Source organism: Pectobacterium sp. 1950-15 (assembly GCF_037136835.1).
Classification (GTDB): domain Bacteria; phylum Pseudomonadota; class Gammaproteobacteria; order Enterobacterales; family Enterobacteriaceae; genus Pectobacterium.
Map to the genome: position 1 here is coordinate 34250 of NZ_JBBBQR010000023.1, position 13907 is coordinate 48156.

14 protein-coding genes are annotated in these 13907 nt (G+C 52.0%); 5 read left to right on the forward strand and 9 right to left on the reverse strand.

Going from position 1 to position 13907, the window contains the following annotated elements; translation table 11 throughout:
* Positions 1 to 52: 52 nt before the first annotated feature.
* Positions 53 to 448, forward strand: coding sequence for an 8-oxo-dGTP diphosphatase MutT (mutT, locus tag WCT94_RS19205; RefSeq protein ID WP_180778517.1), 396 nt, complete (start codon positions 53 to 55; stop codon positions 446 to 448).
* A 64-nt stretch (positions 449 to 512) separates the two neighbouring features.
* Here mutT and yacG read toward each other — a convergent pair whose 3' ends face one another.
* From yacG to coaE, 3 genes are all read right to left on the reverse strand, one after another.
* Positions 513 to 707: a DNA gyrase inhibitor YacG gene (gene yacG, locus WCT94_RS19210; protein WP_336871209.1), complete on the reverse strand. Its 195-nt coding sequence runs from the start codon at positions 705 to 707 to the stop codon at positions 513 to 515.
* A gap of 72 nt (positions 708 to 779) precedes the next feature.
* Positions 780 to 1532 carry a cell division protein ZapD gene (gene zapD / locus WCT94_RS19215; RefSeq protein ID WP_336871212.1) on the reverse strand — a complete coding sequence of 251 codons (753 nt, stop codon included), beginning with the start codon at positions 1530 to 1532 and terminating at the stop codon, positions 780 to 782.
* Entirely contained in the window at positions 1525 to 2151 is a 627-nt protein-coding gene (gene coaE / locus WCT94_RS19220; RefSeq protein WP_336871214.1) for a dephospho-CoA kinase, read from the reverse strand. Before coaE ends, zapD begins: the two co-directional genes overlap by 8 nt.
* A 489-nt stretch (positions 2152 to 2640) precedes the next feature.
* On the opposite strand from coaE, the gene WCT94_RS19225 reads away from it, so the two are divergent.
* Entirely contained in the window at positions 2641 to 3681 is a 1041-nt protein-coding gene (locus WCT94_RS19225) for a GMP reductase (RefSeq protein ID WP_336871217.1), read from the forward strand.
* A gap of 85 nt (positions 3682 to 3766) precedes the next feature.
* On the opposite strand, the gene hofC is transcribed toward WCT94_RS19225, so the two are convergent.
* The 5 genes from hofC to WCT94_RS19250 form a co-directional block, all read right to left on the reverse strand.
* The gene (gene hofC / locus WCT94_RS19230) at positions 3767 to 4972 is read right to left on the reverse strand and encodes a protein transport protein HofC (RefSeq protein ID WP_336871220.1); all 1206 of its coding nucleotides are present in this window, start codon (positions 4970 to 4972) and stop codon (positions 3767 to 3769) included.
* Entirely contained in the window at positions 4969 to 6441 is a 1473-nt protein-coding gene (gene gspE, locus WCT94_RS19235) for a type II secretion system protein GspE (protein ID WP_336871221.1), read from the reverse strand. The genes hofC and gspE overlap by 4 nt, the downstream gene beginning before the upstream one ends.
* Positions 6442 to 6443: 2 nt before the next feature.
* Positions 6444 to 6890, reverse strand: a complete 447-nt coding sequence (ppdD, locus tag WCT94_RS19240; RefSeq protein ID WP_336871223.1) for a prepilin peptidase-dependent pilin — start codon at positions 6888 to 6890, stop codon at positions 6444 to 6446.
* 308 nt (positions 6891 to 7198) lie between these two features.
* Positions 7199 to 8089, reverse strand: a complete 891-nt coding sequence (gene nadC, locus WCT94_RS19245; protein WP_336871225.1) for a carboxylating nicotinate-nucleotide diphosphorylase — start codon at positions 8087 to 8089, stop codon at positions 7199 to 7201.
* Between the two features lie 145 nt (positions 8090 to 8234).
* A complete protein-coding gene (locus WCT94_RS19250) occupies positions 8235 to 9095 on the reverse strand; it encodes a nucleoside-specific channel-forming protein Tsx (RefSeq protein ID WP_336871228.1) in 861 nt (286 codons plus the stop codon).
* 435 nt (positions 9096 to 9530) lie between these two features.
* On the opposite strand from WCT94_RS19250, the gene ampD reads away from it, so the two are divergent.
* Together ampD and ampE are read left to right on the forward strand one after the other, a co-directional pair.
* Positions 9531 to 10076, forward strand: coding sequence for a 1,6-anhydro-N-acetylmuramyl-L-alanine amidase AmpD (ampD, locus tag WCT94_RS19255; protein ID WP_336871230.1), 546 nt, complete (start codon positions 9531 to 9533; stop codon positions 10074 to 10076).
* A gap of 26 nt (positions 10077 to 10102) precedes the next feature.
* Positions 10103 to 10957, forward strand: a complete 855-nt coding sequence (ampE, locus tag WCT94_RS19260; protein WP_336871231.1) for a beta-lactamase regulator AmpE — start codon at positions 10103 to 10105, stop codon at positions 10955 to 10957.
* Positions 10958 to 11036: 79 nt separating this feature from the next.
* On the opposite strand, the gene WCT94_RS19265 is transcribed toward ampE, so the two are convergent.
* Entirely contained in the window at positions 11037 to 12395 is a 1359-nt protein-coding gene (locus WCT94_RS19265; protein WP_336871234.1) for an amino acid permease, read from the reverse strand.
* Positions 12396 to 13067: 672 nt separating this feature from the next.
* On the opposite strand from WCT94_RS19265, the gene pdhR reads away from it, so the two are divergent.
* A complete protein-coding gene (gene pdhR, locus WCT94_RS19270) occupies positions 13068 to 13832 on the forward strand; it encodes a pyruvate dehydrogenase complex transcriptional repressor PdhR (RefSeq protein ID WP_194431087.1) in 765 nt (254 codons plus the stop codon).
* Positions 13833 to 13907 lie beyond the last annotated feature (75 nt).

Below are 13907 nucleotides of genomic sequence, written 5' to 3' on the forward strand. Positions count from 1 at the left end.
AAAGGCGGTCATTGACCGCCTTTTACTTGATAAGAACCTGATAGGAAGTGTCATGACGCAAAAACAGTTATCCGTCGCGGTAGGCATCATCCGCAATGCGGAACAGCAATATTTCATTGCTCGTCGCCCAGATGGCGTTCACATGGCAGGGATGTGGGAGTTTCCCGGCGGTAAAATTGAAGAAGGGGAAACGCCAGAGCAGGCGCTGATTCGTGAGCTGCGTGAAGAGACGGGCATCGATGCTAGCGCACCGCAGTCGCTAAACAACAAAACGTTTTCCACGCCGGAAAGAATCATTACCCTTCATTTCTTCCTGGTTGAAACATGGCAGGGGGAACCCTATGGTCGGGAAGGTCAGGAATCTCGCTGGGTGAGCGTAGAAGAATTGCGTGAGGAAGAATTTCCGCCAGCGAATGCGGAGATGATCCGCTGGCTGAAATCGCTTTAATCTAGCCTTACTTTTTCCTGTCTGAAAAACTCTGCCTGAAAATTATAGCGGTGAAACGCGGTGGTTACCGCGTTTCGCTCCAGTCTTCACTATCAGAAACCATATCATCACTTGGAATGCGCTTTTCTTCATCAGCCCATTCACCTAAATCGATGAGCTGACAACGCTTGCTGCAAAATGGGCGATAGAGGCTGGTTTCATCCCAGATGACCGCTTGCTTGCAGGTCGGGCACTTCACCGTCGTAATTTCTGTCGTCATAAGGCTCTTTTCACTCTATTTGATACTGAATACATGCTTGGTGCTTAACACATTTTTCTGTCAGGACTGGGTCTAGCAACAGGCCAGTTCAAACGTTAAACGAGGAGGAATGTGGCCGTTTTCGCTATCTAATGGCAGAAAACGGATAGCATAGCGTGTTTTATGGCCAGATATTTGCGGGTAGAGCTGGTGCGCCTGTTCAAGACGCAAGCGCAGCAGATCGGCATCGGAAGCATTGTCCTGAAAGAAACCGTTCAGGCTGATCTGCGGGCGAAACGTACCGGAGTGGCGGATCAGTTCCAGGATCATGTCCAACGCTTGTTTGAGCGGAGACAGTGAGCCAAGCCAGCCAAAAACCAGCCTCTCACGAAGTTCCTGGGGCTGATGCAACCAGCTATGCAGCGTCGGTAAGTCGAAACTGCAACACCCGCCGGGAATACCGAGCCGCTGCCGCACCATGCCAATCAGGCGATCTTCCCGTAAGAATTGCCCCATCCGCGGTGCTGCCATCAGCGTGTTGGCCAGATCTTTCAACTGGCGTCTCAACGTATGGATGCGTTCCATGTCTACGCCCGGCACATCACTCCATTGCAGCAGTTTTTGCTGTTGTCGCTCCAGTTCTTTCAGCAGTTCGGTACGCACATCTCCACGTTCCAGCACATCAAGCAACTCGGCGACAGCGCGAAAAAATGTTAGCGCGCTTCCCATATCGGTCAGGGAGTGGTTTTGATGCAACTGCTGTAATAATGATTCGATACGCAACCAGGTACGTGTTTTTTCGTTCAGCGGGTATTCGAATAAAATGGTTGAGGAAACGTCACTCATTCTTAGTCATCCTGTCGGCTGCGGAGGCGGCTAGCTCAAGGTAATGGCGGTGTAATCCCGCAACCTGTGACGCCAGCTCGCTTGGGCATCGACTGTTATCAATAATATCATCGGCATAAGCCAGGCGCTGTTCTCGGGTAGCCTGTGCTGCCAGTATGTTTTCTGCTTGCTGCTGACTGATGCCATCGCGGGCCAGCGTGCGTTCAAGCTGTGTGTCTCTGTCTACATCAACGACCAGAATACGCTGTGCTCGCTGTTGTAAACCGTTCTCCACCAGTAGGGGGACGACCCATAGAATGTACGGTGCGGATGCAGCCTGAAACTGGGCCTGTGTTTCCTGATGGATCAACGGGTGGAGTAAATTATTCAGCCACTGTTTCTCTTCTGGCGAGGAAAAAATCCGTTGGCGTAGTGCGGTGCGGTTCAATGAACCATCGGTATTGAGTATAGCGTCGCCAAACCGGAGCCTGATGGCATCCAGCGCGGGCTTTCCAGGCTCGACTACCTGACGTGCGATGATATCCGCGTCAACGATAGTGGCCCCTAATTTGGCAAATTCATCGGCCACGGTGCTTTTGCCGCTGCCGATACCACCTGTTAAGGCTACGATGTATGTCATTGCACCCATGTTGAAAAGTTAACATTGCTACTATTTTCAAGGGGGACAAATACCTTCCCGTTCCCCTGAAGCCAATCAGGCATAAACCGCAGTGTGCTTCACGTTATCACTTTGCTTGGTGATAGGTAAATTTCTCTGATTTTATCCCAAATAAAGCGAAAATCGCAGTCTTGCCGCAGGATTATTACTGCGTATGATAACGTCACTGGTAAAGGGCATTATTTTTTCAGAAATGATTATACCCGTCATACTTCAAGCTGCATGTGTGTTGGCAATACTCGGCTCATCACTGAGCCTCGCCCTGAAGGGCCGCCGTAAACGGCGTTCAAATTGGCTAAACCAATTTGTCCTTGCTCACCCCAGTCACTTACTTGAGTAAGTGACTGGGGATTCGTGCGGTCGCCGCCTGCCTGCAACTCGAATTATTTAGGGTATCGCCCAGTAACGATACTGAGCATTCCGCCGTCACTAACCAGGAACTCGAACCTCATGCGTATTGAAGAAGATTTAAAGTTAGGCTTTAAAGACGTTCTCATCCGGCCAAAGCGTTCGACGCTGAAAAGCCGTTCCGACGTTGAACTGGAACGTCAATTCACCTTCCTCCATGCCGGCGGCAACTGGTCCGGTGTACCGATTATCGCAGCCAATATGGATACTGTGGGTACGTTTAGTATGGCGGAAGTCCTGTCCTCTTTTGATGTGCTGACGGCCGTCCATAAACACTATTCTGTCGAGCAATGGTCCCAATTCGTGCAACGCGTACCGGCATCGGTACTGCGCCATGTTATGGTCTCGACCGGGACGTCTGACGCTGACTTCATCAAGTTAAAACAGATTCTGGCGCTGTCATCCGAGCTGAAATTTATCTGTATCGATGTGGCAAATGGTTACTCTGAACACTTTGTGACCTTCCTGCAAAAAGCGCGTGAGGCTTGTCCAGACAAGGTTATCTGTGCAGGGAACGTCGTGACCGGCGAAATGGTTGAGGAACTGATCCTCTCCGGTGCGGACATCGTGAAGGTTGGCATTGGCCCCGGTTCTGTCTGCACGACGCGCGTTAAAACGGGCGTTGGCTACCCTCAGCTTTCCGCGGTGATTGAATGCGCCGATGCGGCACATGGTCTCGGTGGGCAAATCGTGAGCGACGGCGGTTGCGCTATGCCGGGCGATGTAGCGAAAGCCTTTGGTGGTGGAGCCGATTTTGTCATGTTGGGCGGCATGCTGGCAGGACATGATGAATGTGAAGGCACCATCGTCGAAGAAAACGGTGAGAAAATGATGCTGTTCTACGGCATGAGCTCTGCGTCCGCGATGGAGCGCCATGTCGGCGGCGTAGCGGAGTACCGGGCAGCGGAAGGAAAAACCGTGAAGCTGCCACTGCGCGGTCCGGTGGACAATACCGTCCGCGATATTCTTGGCGGCCTGCGTTCGGCCTGTACTTATGTCGGTGCATCCCGTTTGAAAGAGTTAACGAAGCGTACAACGTTTATTCGCGTGGCCGAGCAGGAAAACCGTATTTTCAACGGATAGCTGCTGCAGTTTCGCGCCGTCTTTCTGCCGCTAACGGTGGCGGGTACGGTGTAGCTTGTCGCTTTTTGGTGCTGTATTGGTCGGTTCAGGCTCCGGCCAATACGTTTCCCAACTGGAAGATAGGCAAATACATGCCAACCACCAGCGCCCCAACCATTCCTCCAACAACCATCATCAGCAGCGGTTCCAGCGTTTGGGTCAGCATGTCGGCCTGCTGTTGTACTCGTCTTTCATGCCATTCTGCCAGCTGTGTAAAGATCGCATCCAGCGCTCCGGTTTCTTCCCCAACCCGAATCAACTGCGAACAGGGCGCAGGGAACAGCGTGGTGTGATGCTGTGTGGCATGGTAGAGCGATGTGCCCTGATGCAGCTGTGTCTGTATCTGTTGAATCGCATTCTGATAAAGCGGGTGACGGATTGTCGCGGCGGCATCGAGCCCTTCAGGCAGCGTCAAACCGGCCTGTTGCGTCATAGACAGAATCGTGAATATCTGGTTCAGCGACTTACCGCGTAACAGGCTGGAGACGATGGGAAGCTTCAGTAGCCATTCTTGCTCTCTGGTTTTCCATAAGGGCCTTTTCTGCCTTAAACGGACATATCCCGCTATCAGACCACTAAGAGACAGCAATCCAATTAATCCGTAGCCCGTGATGACCTCTGCCAGATAAAGCAATTGCCGAGTAAACCACGGTAACGGTGTATCAAATGAGGAATAGAGCGTCGCAAATTCGGGCAGAACCAGCGTCAACATCATCATGCTGACCAGTACTGCGATTGCCAAAACAAAGCAGGGATAGCGTAGTGCTTTGATGACTTTCTGTTGCAGTCTGGACTGTTTTTCTTGCTGTTGTGCCAACTGTAGGCAGCACGCGTCTAACTTCCCGGTCAACTCGCCGACAGCAATGAGGGAACGATACAGAACGGGAAAGATATGCGGGTATTCCTGTAACGCCTCAGAGAACGAATTTCCCTGAGCAACACGGGTACGGACATCCCGTAATACGCAGCGCCAGCCGGGGCGCTCATGTTGTTCCGATATCAGTTTTAATGCTTCCAGCAGCGGCAATCCAGCGTGTAGCAGGGCAGCAAGCTGTTTGATTAATTCGCCTAGCTGCTCGCGTTTCCAATAGCGGAGCGACAGATAATGGCCAGCCTTTACGATGACCGGCTGGTAGCCCTGGGCAATCAGGCTGGCGTAGGCGTGCTGGCGTTGTGTGCTAATGAGTTCTCCGTCGACAAAATCGCCCTCTGACGTAATCGCCTGCCAGTGATATAAGCGCGCTAGCCTCATTGTGCCTCCTGATTCATGGCGTGTTCATCGCCCACAACACGATAGACTTCAGCGAGTGAGGTCAGACCGTCGTTGACCAGCTCAATACCCGCAGCCAACAACGTTGGGAAACCTGAGTGGCGAGACAGCGCAGATAATTCCCCTGCGCTGGCGTTGCCCGCTAGCGCTGCCTGAAAATCTGGCGTGATAGGCAGTAATTCATAGAGCGCGACGCGGCCATAGTAGCCAGAGAAACAGTGGCTACAGCCGCGGGCTTGCCAATGGTGTAGTGGCCCTTGCCATACGTCGTTTGGCAGCGAAAGCAGTGGTTCTCCCGGCGCCTTACAGTGTGGGCATAACCGCCGCACAAGGCGTTGTGCGATGATGAGTTTTAGTGCTGCGGCTAACAGATAACCGGGGATACCCAGATGATTGAGGCGAGTCAGCGTTTCGACGGCAGAGTTGGTGTGCAACGTGGACATGACCAGATGGCCGGTTTGCGCGGCTTTGACCGCAATTTCTGCGGTTTCGGCATCGCGTATTTCGCCGATCATGATGACGTCTGGATCCTGCCGCAGCAGCGCACGTAAGACTCGGCCAAATCCCAGTTCAGCTTTGGGATTGATTGCCGTTTGGTTGATGCCCGGCAAGGGGATCTCGATGGGATCCTCTACGCTACAGATATTGCGGCTGCATTCGTTCAGCCAGCGTATCGCGCTGTAAAGCGTGACGGTTTTTCCACTGCCTGTCGGGCCCGTAACTAACAGCATCCCCTGTGAAGCACTCAGCACGTTAATCACCTGCTGTAATGCTCTTGCGGTAAGCCCGAGTTTATCTAGCACCAGTTCCTGCTGGTGCGTTTGCAAAATACGCAACACGACTTTTTCTCCCTGCTGCACAGGGAGCGTAGCGATGCGCAACGAGTAGGCTTGTTGATCCAGCATCAGGCTGAACTGGCCGTCTTGCGGCAATCGTCGTTCGGCGATGTTCAACTTGCCCATGATTTTCAGCCGCGCGGTAATACGGTTTGTCAGCTCGGAAGGCGGGGCGGATATGGCCTGTAGCACGCCATCAATGCGCAGCCGCACGCGATAGCTGTCTGGTAAGGGCTCAAAGTGGATATCAGAGGCACGACGCTGAACGGCGAGACGCAGCGTTTGATGGATAAATTGTGCAACGGGGGAGTCGTCGTCATGATCCTGTTGCCCGGTGCTGTTGTGATACGTGCTGGCATGGTAGGTTTCTGCGGGTTCGGCAACGGCGTTCACGGGGTTAAGCTGCTGTTCCATTCTGGCCTGCGGCCATTGCTCCACCATAATGCGGCGATTGCTGGCAAAACGCAGCGCGGCAATCATCTCTGCCGAAGGGGATGTCGTGACGGCGACCGACAGCGTTTGTTCATCAAGACTAAGCAATAATGCCTGATAACGTCGGCACAGTGTCTGTAGTTCGCTGAGCGTATGCTCGGAGGCGGAGGAGGAGTCTGTCATGATTAACCTGCCGTATTATCGAAACGGAAAACGTCCTGACAAGCGGCTTGCAGGCTCTCTGCGCCGTTATCTGTGGCACAGTTTTTCGTCCAGCGTGAGGCGCCGGTTTCGCTATCCCACATTGGCGTCAGAATAACGCGTAGCCCTTGCAGAGTGGATTGTCCGGTCAGCGTAATTACCCCTTGGGCGACGCTAACGGCGCTGACATAGCGTGAAGATTTACTGCCTGGAATCCCCTGATTACCTGCGCTACAGGCGGTAAAGGCGGCATTTTCCAGACCGCAGAGATCGACCGGTGTTTTATAAGACACCATGGTTTGCAGCATGTCCGTCAGCGCCGCTTTTTGCAGATAGCCTTGATAGGCGGGAACGCCAATGGCGCTGAGGATGGCGACGATCGCAATGACGATCATCAGTTCAATCAGTGTGAATCCTTGTTGTGTGGTCATGTTGATTTCCCTGTTGTGGCGCATAAATAGGGTGGCGCATAAATACATACGGACGGCTGGCAGCATAGAAAAGGGTGTGAAGGCTGGCTAGCGGAGGAAATGAAAATAGGAAAGCGCTACGACATGTTTTTAGATATTTGCAGAGCGTTGAAAAATTTTTTGCGAGCAGAGGCGCAATTTTCTTGCTATCAGGGCAGAACATTTGCGCAGGGCAGGAAGATCGTATCGTGACGGTGTTATGGGGAAATATGAGATAAATAAACGAGAACGAGGTGCGAGAGGGCACCTCGTCGGAAAGAAAAAAACGCTTAGATAAAACGCATGGATAAATCCAGCGCTTGTACGTGCTTGGTGAGCGCCCCCACCGAGATATAGTCCACGCCGGTTTCCGCATAGCCACGCAGCGTGTCGAGGGTGACATTACCGGATATCTCCAGCAGTGCGCGGCCTTGTGTGGTGTTAACGGCTTCCCGGATGTTATCCAGACTGAAATTATCCAGCATGATGATATCGGCACCTGCGTCCAGCGCCTGCTGTAATTCATCCAGTGATTCGACCTCAACCTCTACCGGAACATCACTGCGCAGAGACTGTGCTTTTTCGACCGCATTTTTGATTGAGCCAGCGGCGATGATATGGTTTTCCTTGATCAGGAAAGCATCGGATAGGCCGAGCCGATGGTTATCTCCACCGCCGCATGATACGGCGTATTTCAGTGCGGTTCGCAGTCCTGGCAACGTTTTACGTGTATCCAGCAGCCGAGTGCGCGTTCCCTGCAATACCGCGACATAGCGGCTGACTTCCGTTGCGACGCCTGACAGCGTTTGCAGGAAATTCAGCGCCGTGCGTTCGCCGGTCAGAAGCTGTTTGGCCGGCCCCGTGATGTCACATAGCGCTTGGTTGGGGGTGATGGCATCGCCATCGGCGACGTGCCAGACGATCGTTGTCGTGTTGCCCAATTGAGAAAAGACTTCTTCAAGCCAACGCGCACCGCAGAATATGCCCGCTTCACGCGTGATAATGCGTGCGCTGACGGTCTCGTTGTCGGGTAACAGAAGCGCGGTAATGTCTTGATTAGCATCGACGATGCCACCTAAATCTTCACGCAATGCCAGTTGCACACTGGCGGGGATATCTTGTGCAATACGAGCAAGCAAGGCTTGTTGGCGTTGTTCCTGACTGTAGCGACGCGTTGACATGACAAAACTCCGAAGGGGGATTCGGATGTCTATGCTACCTTGTTTATATCAGGACATCCAGAATGAATAATTATTACAATTCAAACTGTTACTGTTATTAACCTTCCGGCGAACATCCGTGGCCACCGGAAAGGGACATGCGGTTTTAGAAGTTATAACCGACGACCAGATAGTATCCCCAGCCAGTAGATTTCACTTCAAACGGGCCTTTGCCGAAATTGAGTTCTGCGCCATCAGCCCATTGACCGCCGTTATGGAAATAACGTGCGACGAAAGAGTAGTGCCAGTGGTCGTAGCCCAGCGCCAGAATATGGCTGGAGGCAATGGAATTGTTGGTGCGGCTTGCATTCGATTTATCACGCAGCTCTGAGCCAAAATCGAAATTGGTGAAGCTGATATACGAGACGTTGCCGCCCAGCATTGATCCAAGTGGGTAAGAGTATTTCACTTTTACGCGGTAGCCGTCCCACTCGTTTTCATTAGCGGCGCCGTAGTTTTGCCATTGGTATTTGGCATAGCCGTTCAGTGACAGAGACAGGTCGGTGCCGGTATCAATATCGGTGCCTAAGCCCATGTACCAGGTGCTCTGGCGTGAACCGCTGTTGCGACCCTGATCGTAAATAACGTTATTGGCGATGTACCACTCTTTAAACGGACCAAAGCTCAGGTCAGCTCCTGTCAGTTTATCAATGGAGAAGCGTGGTTCGATCTCGACAAACAGCGGAGAGCCTTTGTCCCAAATACCGCGGCTAGCGGGATCGCCACCAAAGAACTTTGGCGCATCGGCGTAGCCGTAGAAATCGAACCAGTCTTTACGCGCAAACGCTTCGTATTCCAGATAGGTCGTACTGTTCAGTTGCGGTCCAAAACGTGTGTGGGCGCTGCCGACGACGTTAATGCTCTGATGCCACCAGTCGGAGAGGTATTCGGCTTTATTGCTGTCGGCAAGAACAGGCATTGAGCATGACAGTGCGAGCAAAGCGCCTGCTGCGAAAGTTTTCTTCATGTTAAGTACCATTGTGTTAGACGTTATTTACGTCGTGCGTAAGAGCGCGGAATAAGTTTTGGTAATATCTAAAAAAATCAGAAGATAATTTTGTCATGCATTTTAAGTAAAAATAGACGCAATGCACGAAAACGATTGCCTTTTATTGCGCTATTACATTTGTAATGTGATTTTAATCACATTATGGTGTTGGGGATTTCACCTGACGAAAAGGGTGTTAGGAGAGGATGCAGACAGGAAAGCGAAGGTAACATCACAAAACGAATGGTAAAACCTATTGATATCCGGTTGGATAGATAGGATGGCGCGAAACATGGTATCTTGGATACAAGGACTTTTGGCTACAATTGTTTTTACACTGACGTTGTTTTTACTCCTGAAATTGATTTTTCGCCTGATTCAGCCGGCAAACGACACGATGCGAGGTTATCGCCGATGCTTTTGGAAAATGGCTGGTTATCCGACATTACACACACGCCTTCAGCACATTATGATGGCCGTCCGAATAATGAGGTGCCTTCCTTACTGGTGATCCACAATATCAGTCTGCCGCCCGGCGAGTTTGGCGGCCCCTATATTGATCAACTATTTACGGCGACGTTGGATCCCACCGCGCATCCCTATTTCGCTGATATTTCTCATTTACGCGTTGCGGCACACTGCCTGATTCGCCGCGACGGGCAAATTACGCAGTATGTGTCGTTCGATCAGCGTGCCTGGCATGCCGGAGTGTCGGTGTTTGAAGGTCGCGAACGCTGTAACGATTTCTCTATTGGCATTGAGTTGGAAGGGACGGATACGCTGCCTTTTACCATGGAGCAATATCACTCTCTGGTGGCGATTACACGCCTATTAATGCGGGTTTACCCCATCACTTTATCGCGAATTACCGGACACAGCGACATCGCTCCGGGCCGTAAAACCGATCCCGGCCCGGCATTTGACTGGGATGGCTATCATCGTCAGCTACAAGAAAACTGAACAGAGAACAAAGGGAGCCTAGATTAATGACGCTGTTTACACTGTTGCTTACGTTGGCCTGGGAGCGCTTGTTCAAACAGGGGGAGCACTGGCAGATCGATCATCGACTTGAAGCCGTGTTCCGGCACGTTTCATCCCCGTCTTTATTTCAAACGCTGTTCCTGACATTGTGCAGCATGGGCATCGTGGCGGGGCTGCTATGGCTCACCAGCGGCATTTTGTTCGGCCTGATTTCTCTTCTGTTGTGGATTGTTATCAGCCTGATGTGCGTTGGCGCGGGTGAAATTCGTCAGCACTATCGGCGCTATTTGCAGGCCGCGCAGCGCGGTGAGGCGGATGCCAGTCGGGAAATGGCGGCAGAACTGGCGTTGATTCACGGTCTGCCCGTTGGCACGAGCGAAAGCGAGCAGTTGAAAGAGCTGCAAAACGCGCTGCTGTGGATCAATTTCCGCTTTTATTTAGCCCCGCTGTTCTGGTTCATCGCAGCCGGGCCATACGGGCCGATTGCGCTGATGGGATATGCATTTTTGCGCGCCAGACAGACCTGGCTTGCTCGCCACCATACTCCGCTGGAGCGCGCGCAGTCTGGTGTTGATAGCTTGCTGCATTGGCTTGACTGGATTCCTGCGCGTTTGGCCGGTGCCGCTTACGCTTTGCTGGGGCATGGCGAAAAGGCGCTGCCCGCCTGGTTCGCCTCGCTGGGAGATTTTCGCAGCTCGCAATATTGGGTGTTAACGCAGTTGGCCCAATTTTCTCTCGCGCGTGAACCCCACATTGAGCCCGTAGAGACACCGAAAGCCGCCGTGACGCTGGCTAAAAAGGTGACGCTGGTGCTGGTGGTTGTGGTCGCGATTTTGACGATATACGGTGCGTTGGTGTGATGTTTGTTGTGGGTTGGTAGGAAAAATAATGGCCGACAGAGTCGGCCATGGAAAAGGACGGGGTAAACGCTGTAACGACTTAATTCGCCTGGTTTTTCTTTTTGATGAAGTAACCCACGCCCAGAATCACCAGCCAGACTGGAATCAGCAGAACGGAAATCTGAATGCCCGGTGTCAGGAACATGATGACCAGTATACCAGCCAGGAACAGCAGGCAGAGGTAGTTACCCAGCGGGTAAAACAGCGCCTTAAACTTGGTCACCGCACCTTCTTTGTCTTTTTGCGCACGGAACTTCAGGTGCGCCAGACTGATCATCGCCCAGTTAATCACAAGCGCGGACACGACCAGCGCCATCAACAGCTCGAAGGCTTTACCTGGAATGAGGTAGTTGATCAGCACGCACAGCGCTGTCGCCAGCGCGGAGATACCGATAGCGACAACCGGAACGCCACGGCCGTCGACAGTTTCCAGCACTTTCGGCCCATTCCCCTGTTTCGCCAGACCGAACAGCATGCGGCTGTTGCAGTACACACAGCTGTTATAAACGGACAGCGCTGCGGTCAGTACCACGATGTTCAGCACCGTCGCCACGACGTTGCTGTTCAGTTCATGGAAGATCATGACGAATGGGCTACCGCCTTCTACAACCTTGCCCCACGGGTAAAGTGACAGCAGGATAGCGAGCGAGCCGATGTAGAAAATCAGGATGCGGTAGATCACCTGATTGGTCGCGCGTGGAATGCTTTTCTCTGGGTCATCCGCTTCTGCGGCGGTAATCCCCACCAGTTCCAGGCCGCCAAATGAGAACATGATAACAGCCATCGCCATCACCAGGCCGAGCATGCCGTTCGGGAAGAACCCGCCCTGCGCCCACAGGTTGGTCACAGTGGCTTCCGGCCCGCCCGTGCCGCTGAGCAGCAGCCAGCCGCCAAAGACGATCATGCCAATAATCGCGGCGACTTTGATGATGGCAAACCAGAACTCCATCTCACCGTAGACTTTGACGTTTGCCAGATTGATGGCGTTAATCAGCAGGAAGAACACGGCAGCGGACACCCAGGTCGGAATATCTGGCCACCAATACTGGACGTAAATTCCCACGGCGCTGAGCTCGGCCATCGCGACCAGAACATACAGCACCCAGTAGTTCCATCCCGATGCAAATCCAGCGAAATCGCCCCAGTATTTATAGGCAAAGTGGCTGAACGATCCGGCTACCGGCTCTTCAACCACCATCTCGCCCAACTGACGCATAATGAGAAACGCGATCAGCCCGCCAATCGCATAGCCTAGCAGGACCGATGGCCCTGCCATTTTGATTGTTTGCGCAATACCAAGAAAGAGGCCAGTACCTACCGCGCCACCCAAGGCAATCAACTGAATATGACGGTTTTTCAAACCACGTTTTAGCGTGCCGTCCGTTTGTTGATTATCCATCAAATTTAACCCTCTGCCAGTGCAAGTAAAAAACACGGTGTGAACGAACACGCGTATTAGTGACTGTACGTTTATGTAATTTTATTTTTACGGTGCCATATTTCTTAAAATAAGAAAAAACCTACCGTTTGCCAGAGAATAGTGGTAAGTGCGCAAGATTGCACTGATTTCTTATAGTCTGATAATTAAAAACTATCGCTACATCAAAATTTTTACCTTTCCTTGATTAAGCCCCTGATCAGGAGAAGATCGGTGAGGGATGTGGGAGGGGGAGTACCTCTTTGGGTTTACTCCCTTTTATTATCTCTTTATCCCTGCTGTAAAAACGGTGTTGACCATGATGAGGGTGGGTGGGGAACCCTCTCTTTTTTGATGAATAAAAATTCTCATTTTATGAATTAAAACTCACTATTTGCGCATTTAAACGGTTCAGCAATGCCTGCTTTACGTTTCAAAAAAGTTAAAATATAGACAGAGGGGATTAATGGTAATACCACAGGCGGGCTATCACTTTGCCGCATGTTTCTCGTGCATTTGTTAAAATCTGGTGGGATTGGTGATTTAGCTCAAGGTCCTTATGGACAGAAGGTGAATACTTTGTTACTTTAGCGTCACGTTTTTGAAATTGGTATTACCAATTGACTCCGCGCCATTCGCAGAGAAGAATTCACTATGGCATACAGCAAGATCCGTCAGCCCAAACTGTCAGATGTGATTGAGCAGCAGTTGGAGTTTCTGATACTTGAGGGAACCTTGCGCCCCGGCGAGAAGCTCCCACCGGAGCGCGAACTGGCAAAACAGTTCGATGTTTCCCGCCCTTCTCTGAGAGAAGCCATTCAACGCCTGGAAGCCAAAGGTCTCCTTTTGCGCCGTCAGGGTGGTGGTACCTTCGTTCAAGCCAATCTATGGCAAAGCGTCAGCGATCCGCTGGCAGAATTACTGAGCACACATCCCGAATCACAGTTCGATCTTCTGGAAACGCGTCATGCGCTGGAAGGCATTGCTGCCTACTACGCTGCACTGCGTGGCACAGAGTCGGATCTTCAGCGTATCCGGGATTGTCATGCCGTGATTGAGAAGGCGAGGGAAGCGGGCGATCTGAACGCCGAGTCAGAAGCCGTTATGCAGTATCAGGTTGCTGTAACAGAAGCCACGCATAATGTGGTTTTGCTGCATTTGGTGCGCTGTATGGGGCCGATGCTCGAACAGAACGTGAGGCAGAATTTTGAATTGCTTTATTTGAGCCGTGAAGTGTTGGCTCAGGTGAGCATTCATCGCGCCAGCATTTTTGAGGCGATTGTTGCCCGTGAGCCGGAGAAGGCGCGCGAAGCATCACACCGTCATCTGGCGTTTATTGAGGAAGTATTGCTGGATCTTAACCGGGAACATAGTCGGCGCGAGAGATCGCTGCGCCGGCTCCAGCAACGCAGGGACTGAGCACCCATATTTTGGTGCTCTGAATGCGGTAATCACGACGATGAGCCTGTCTTCATGCGTTTTGCTTATGGCCAA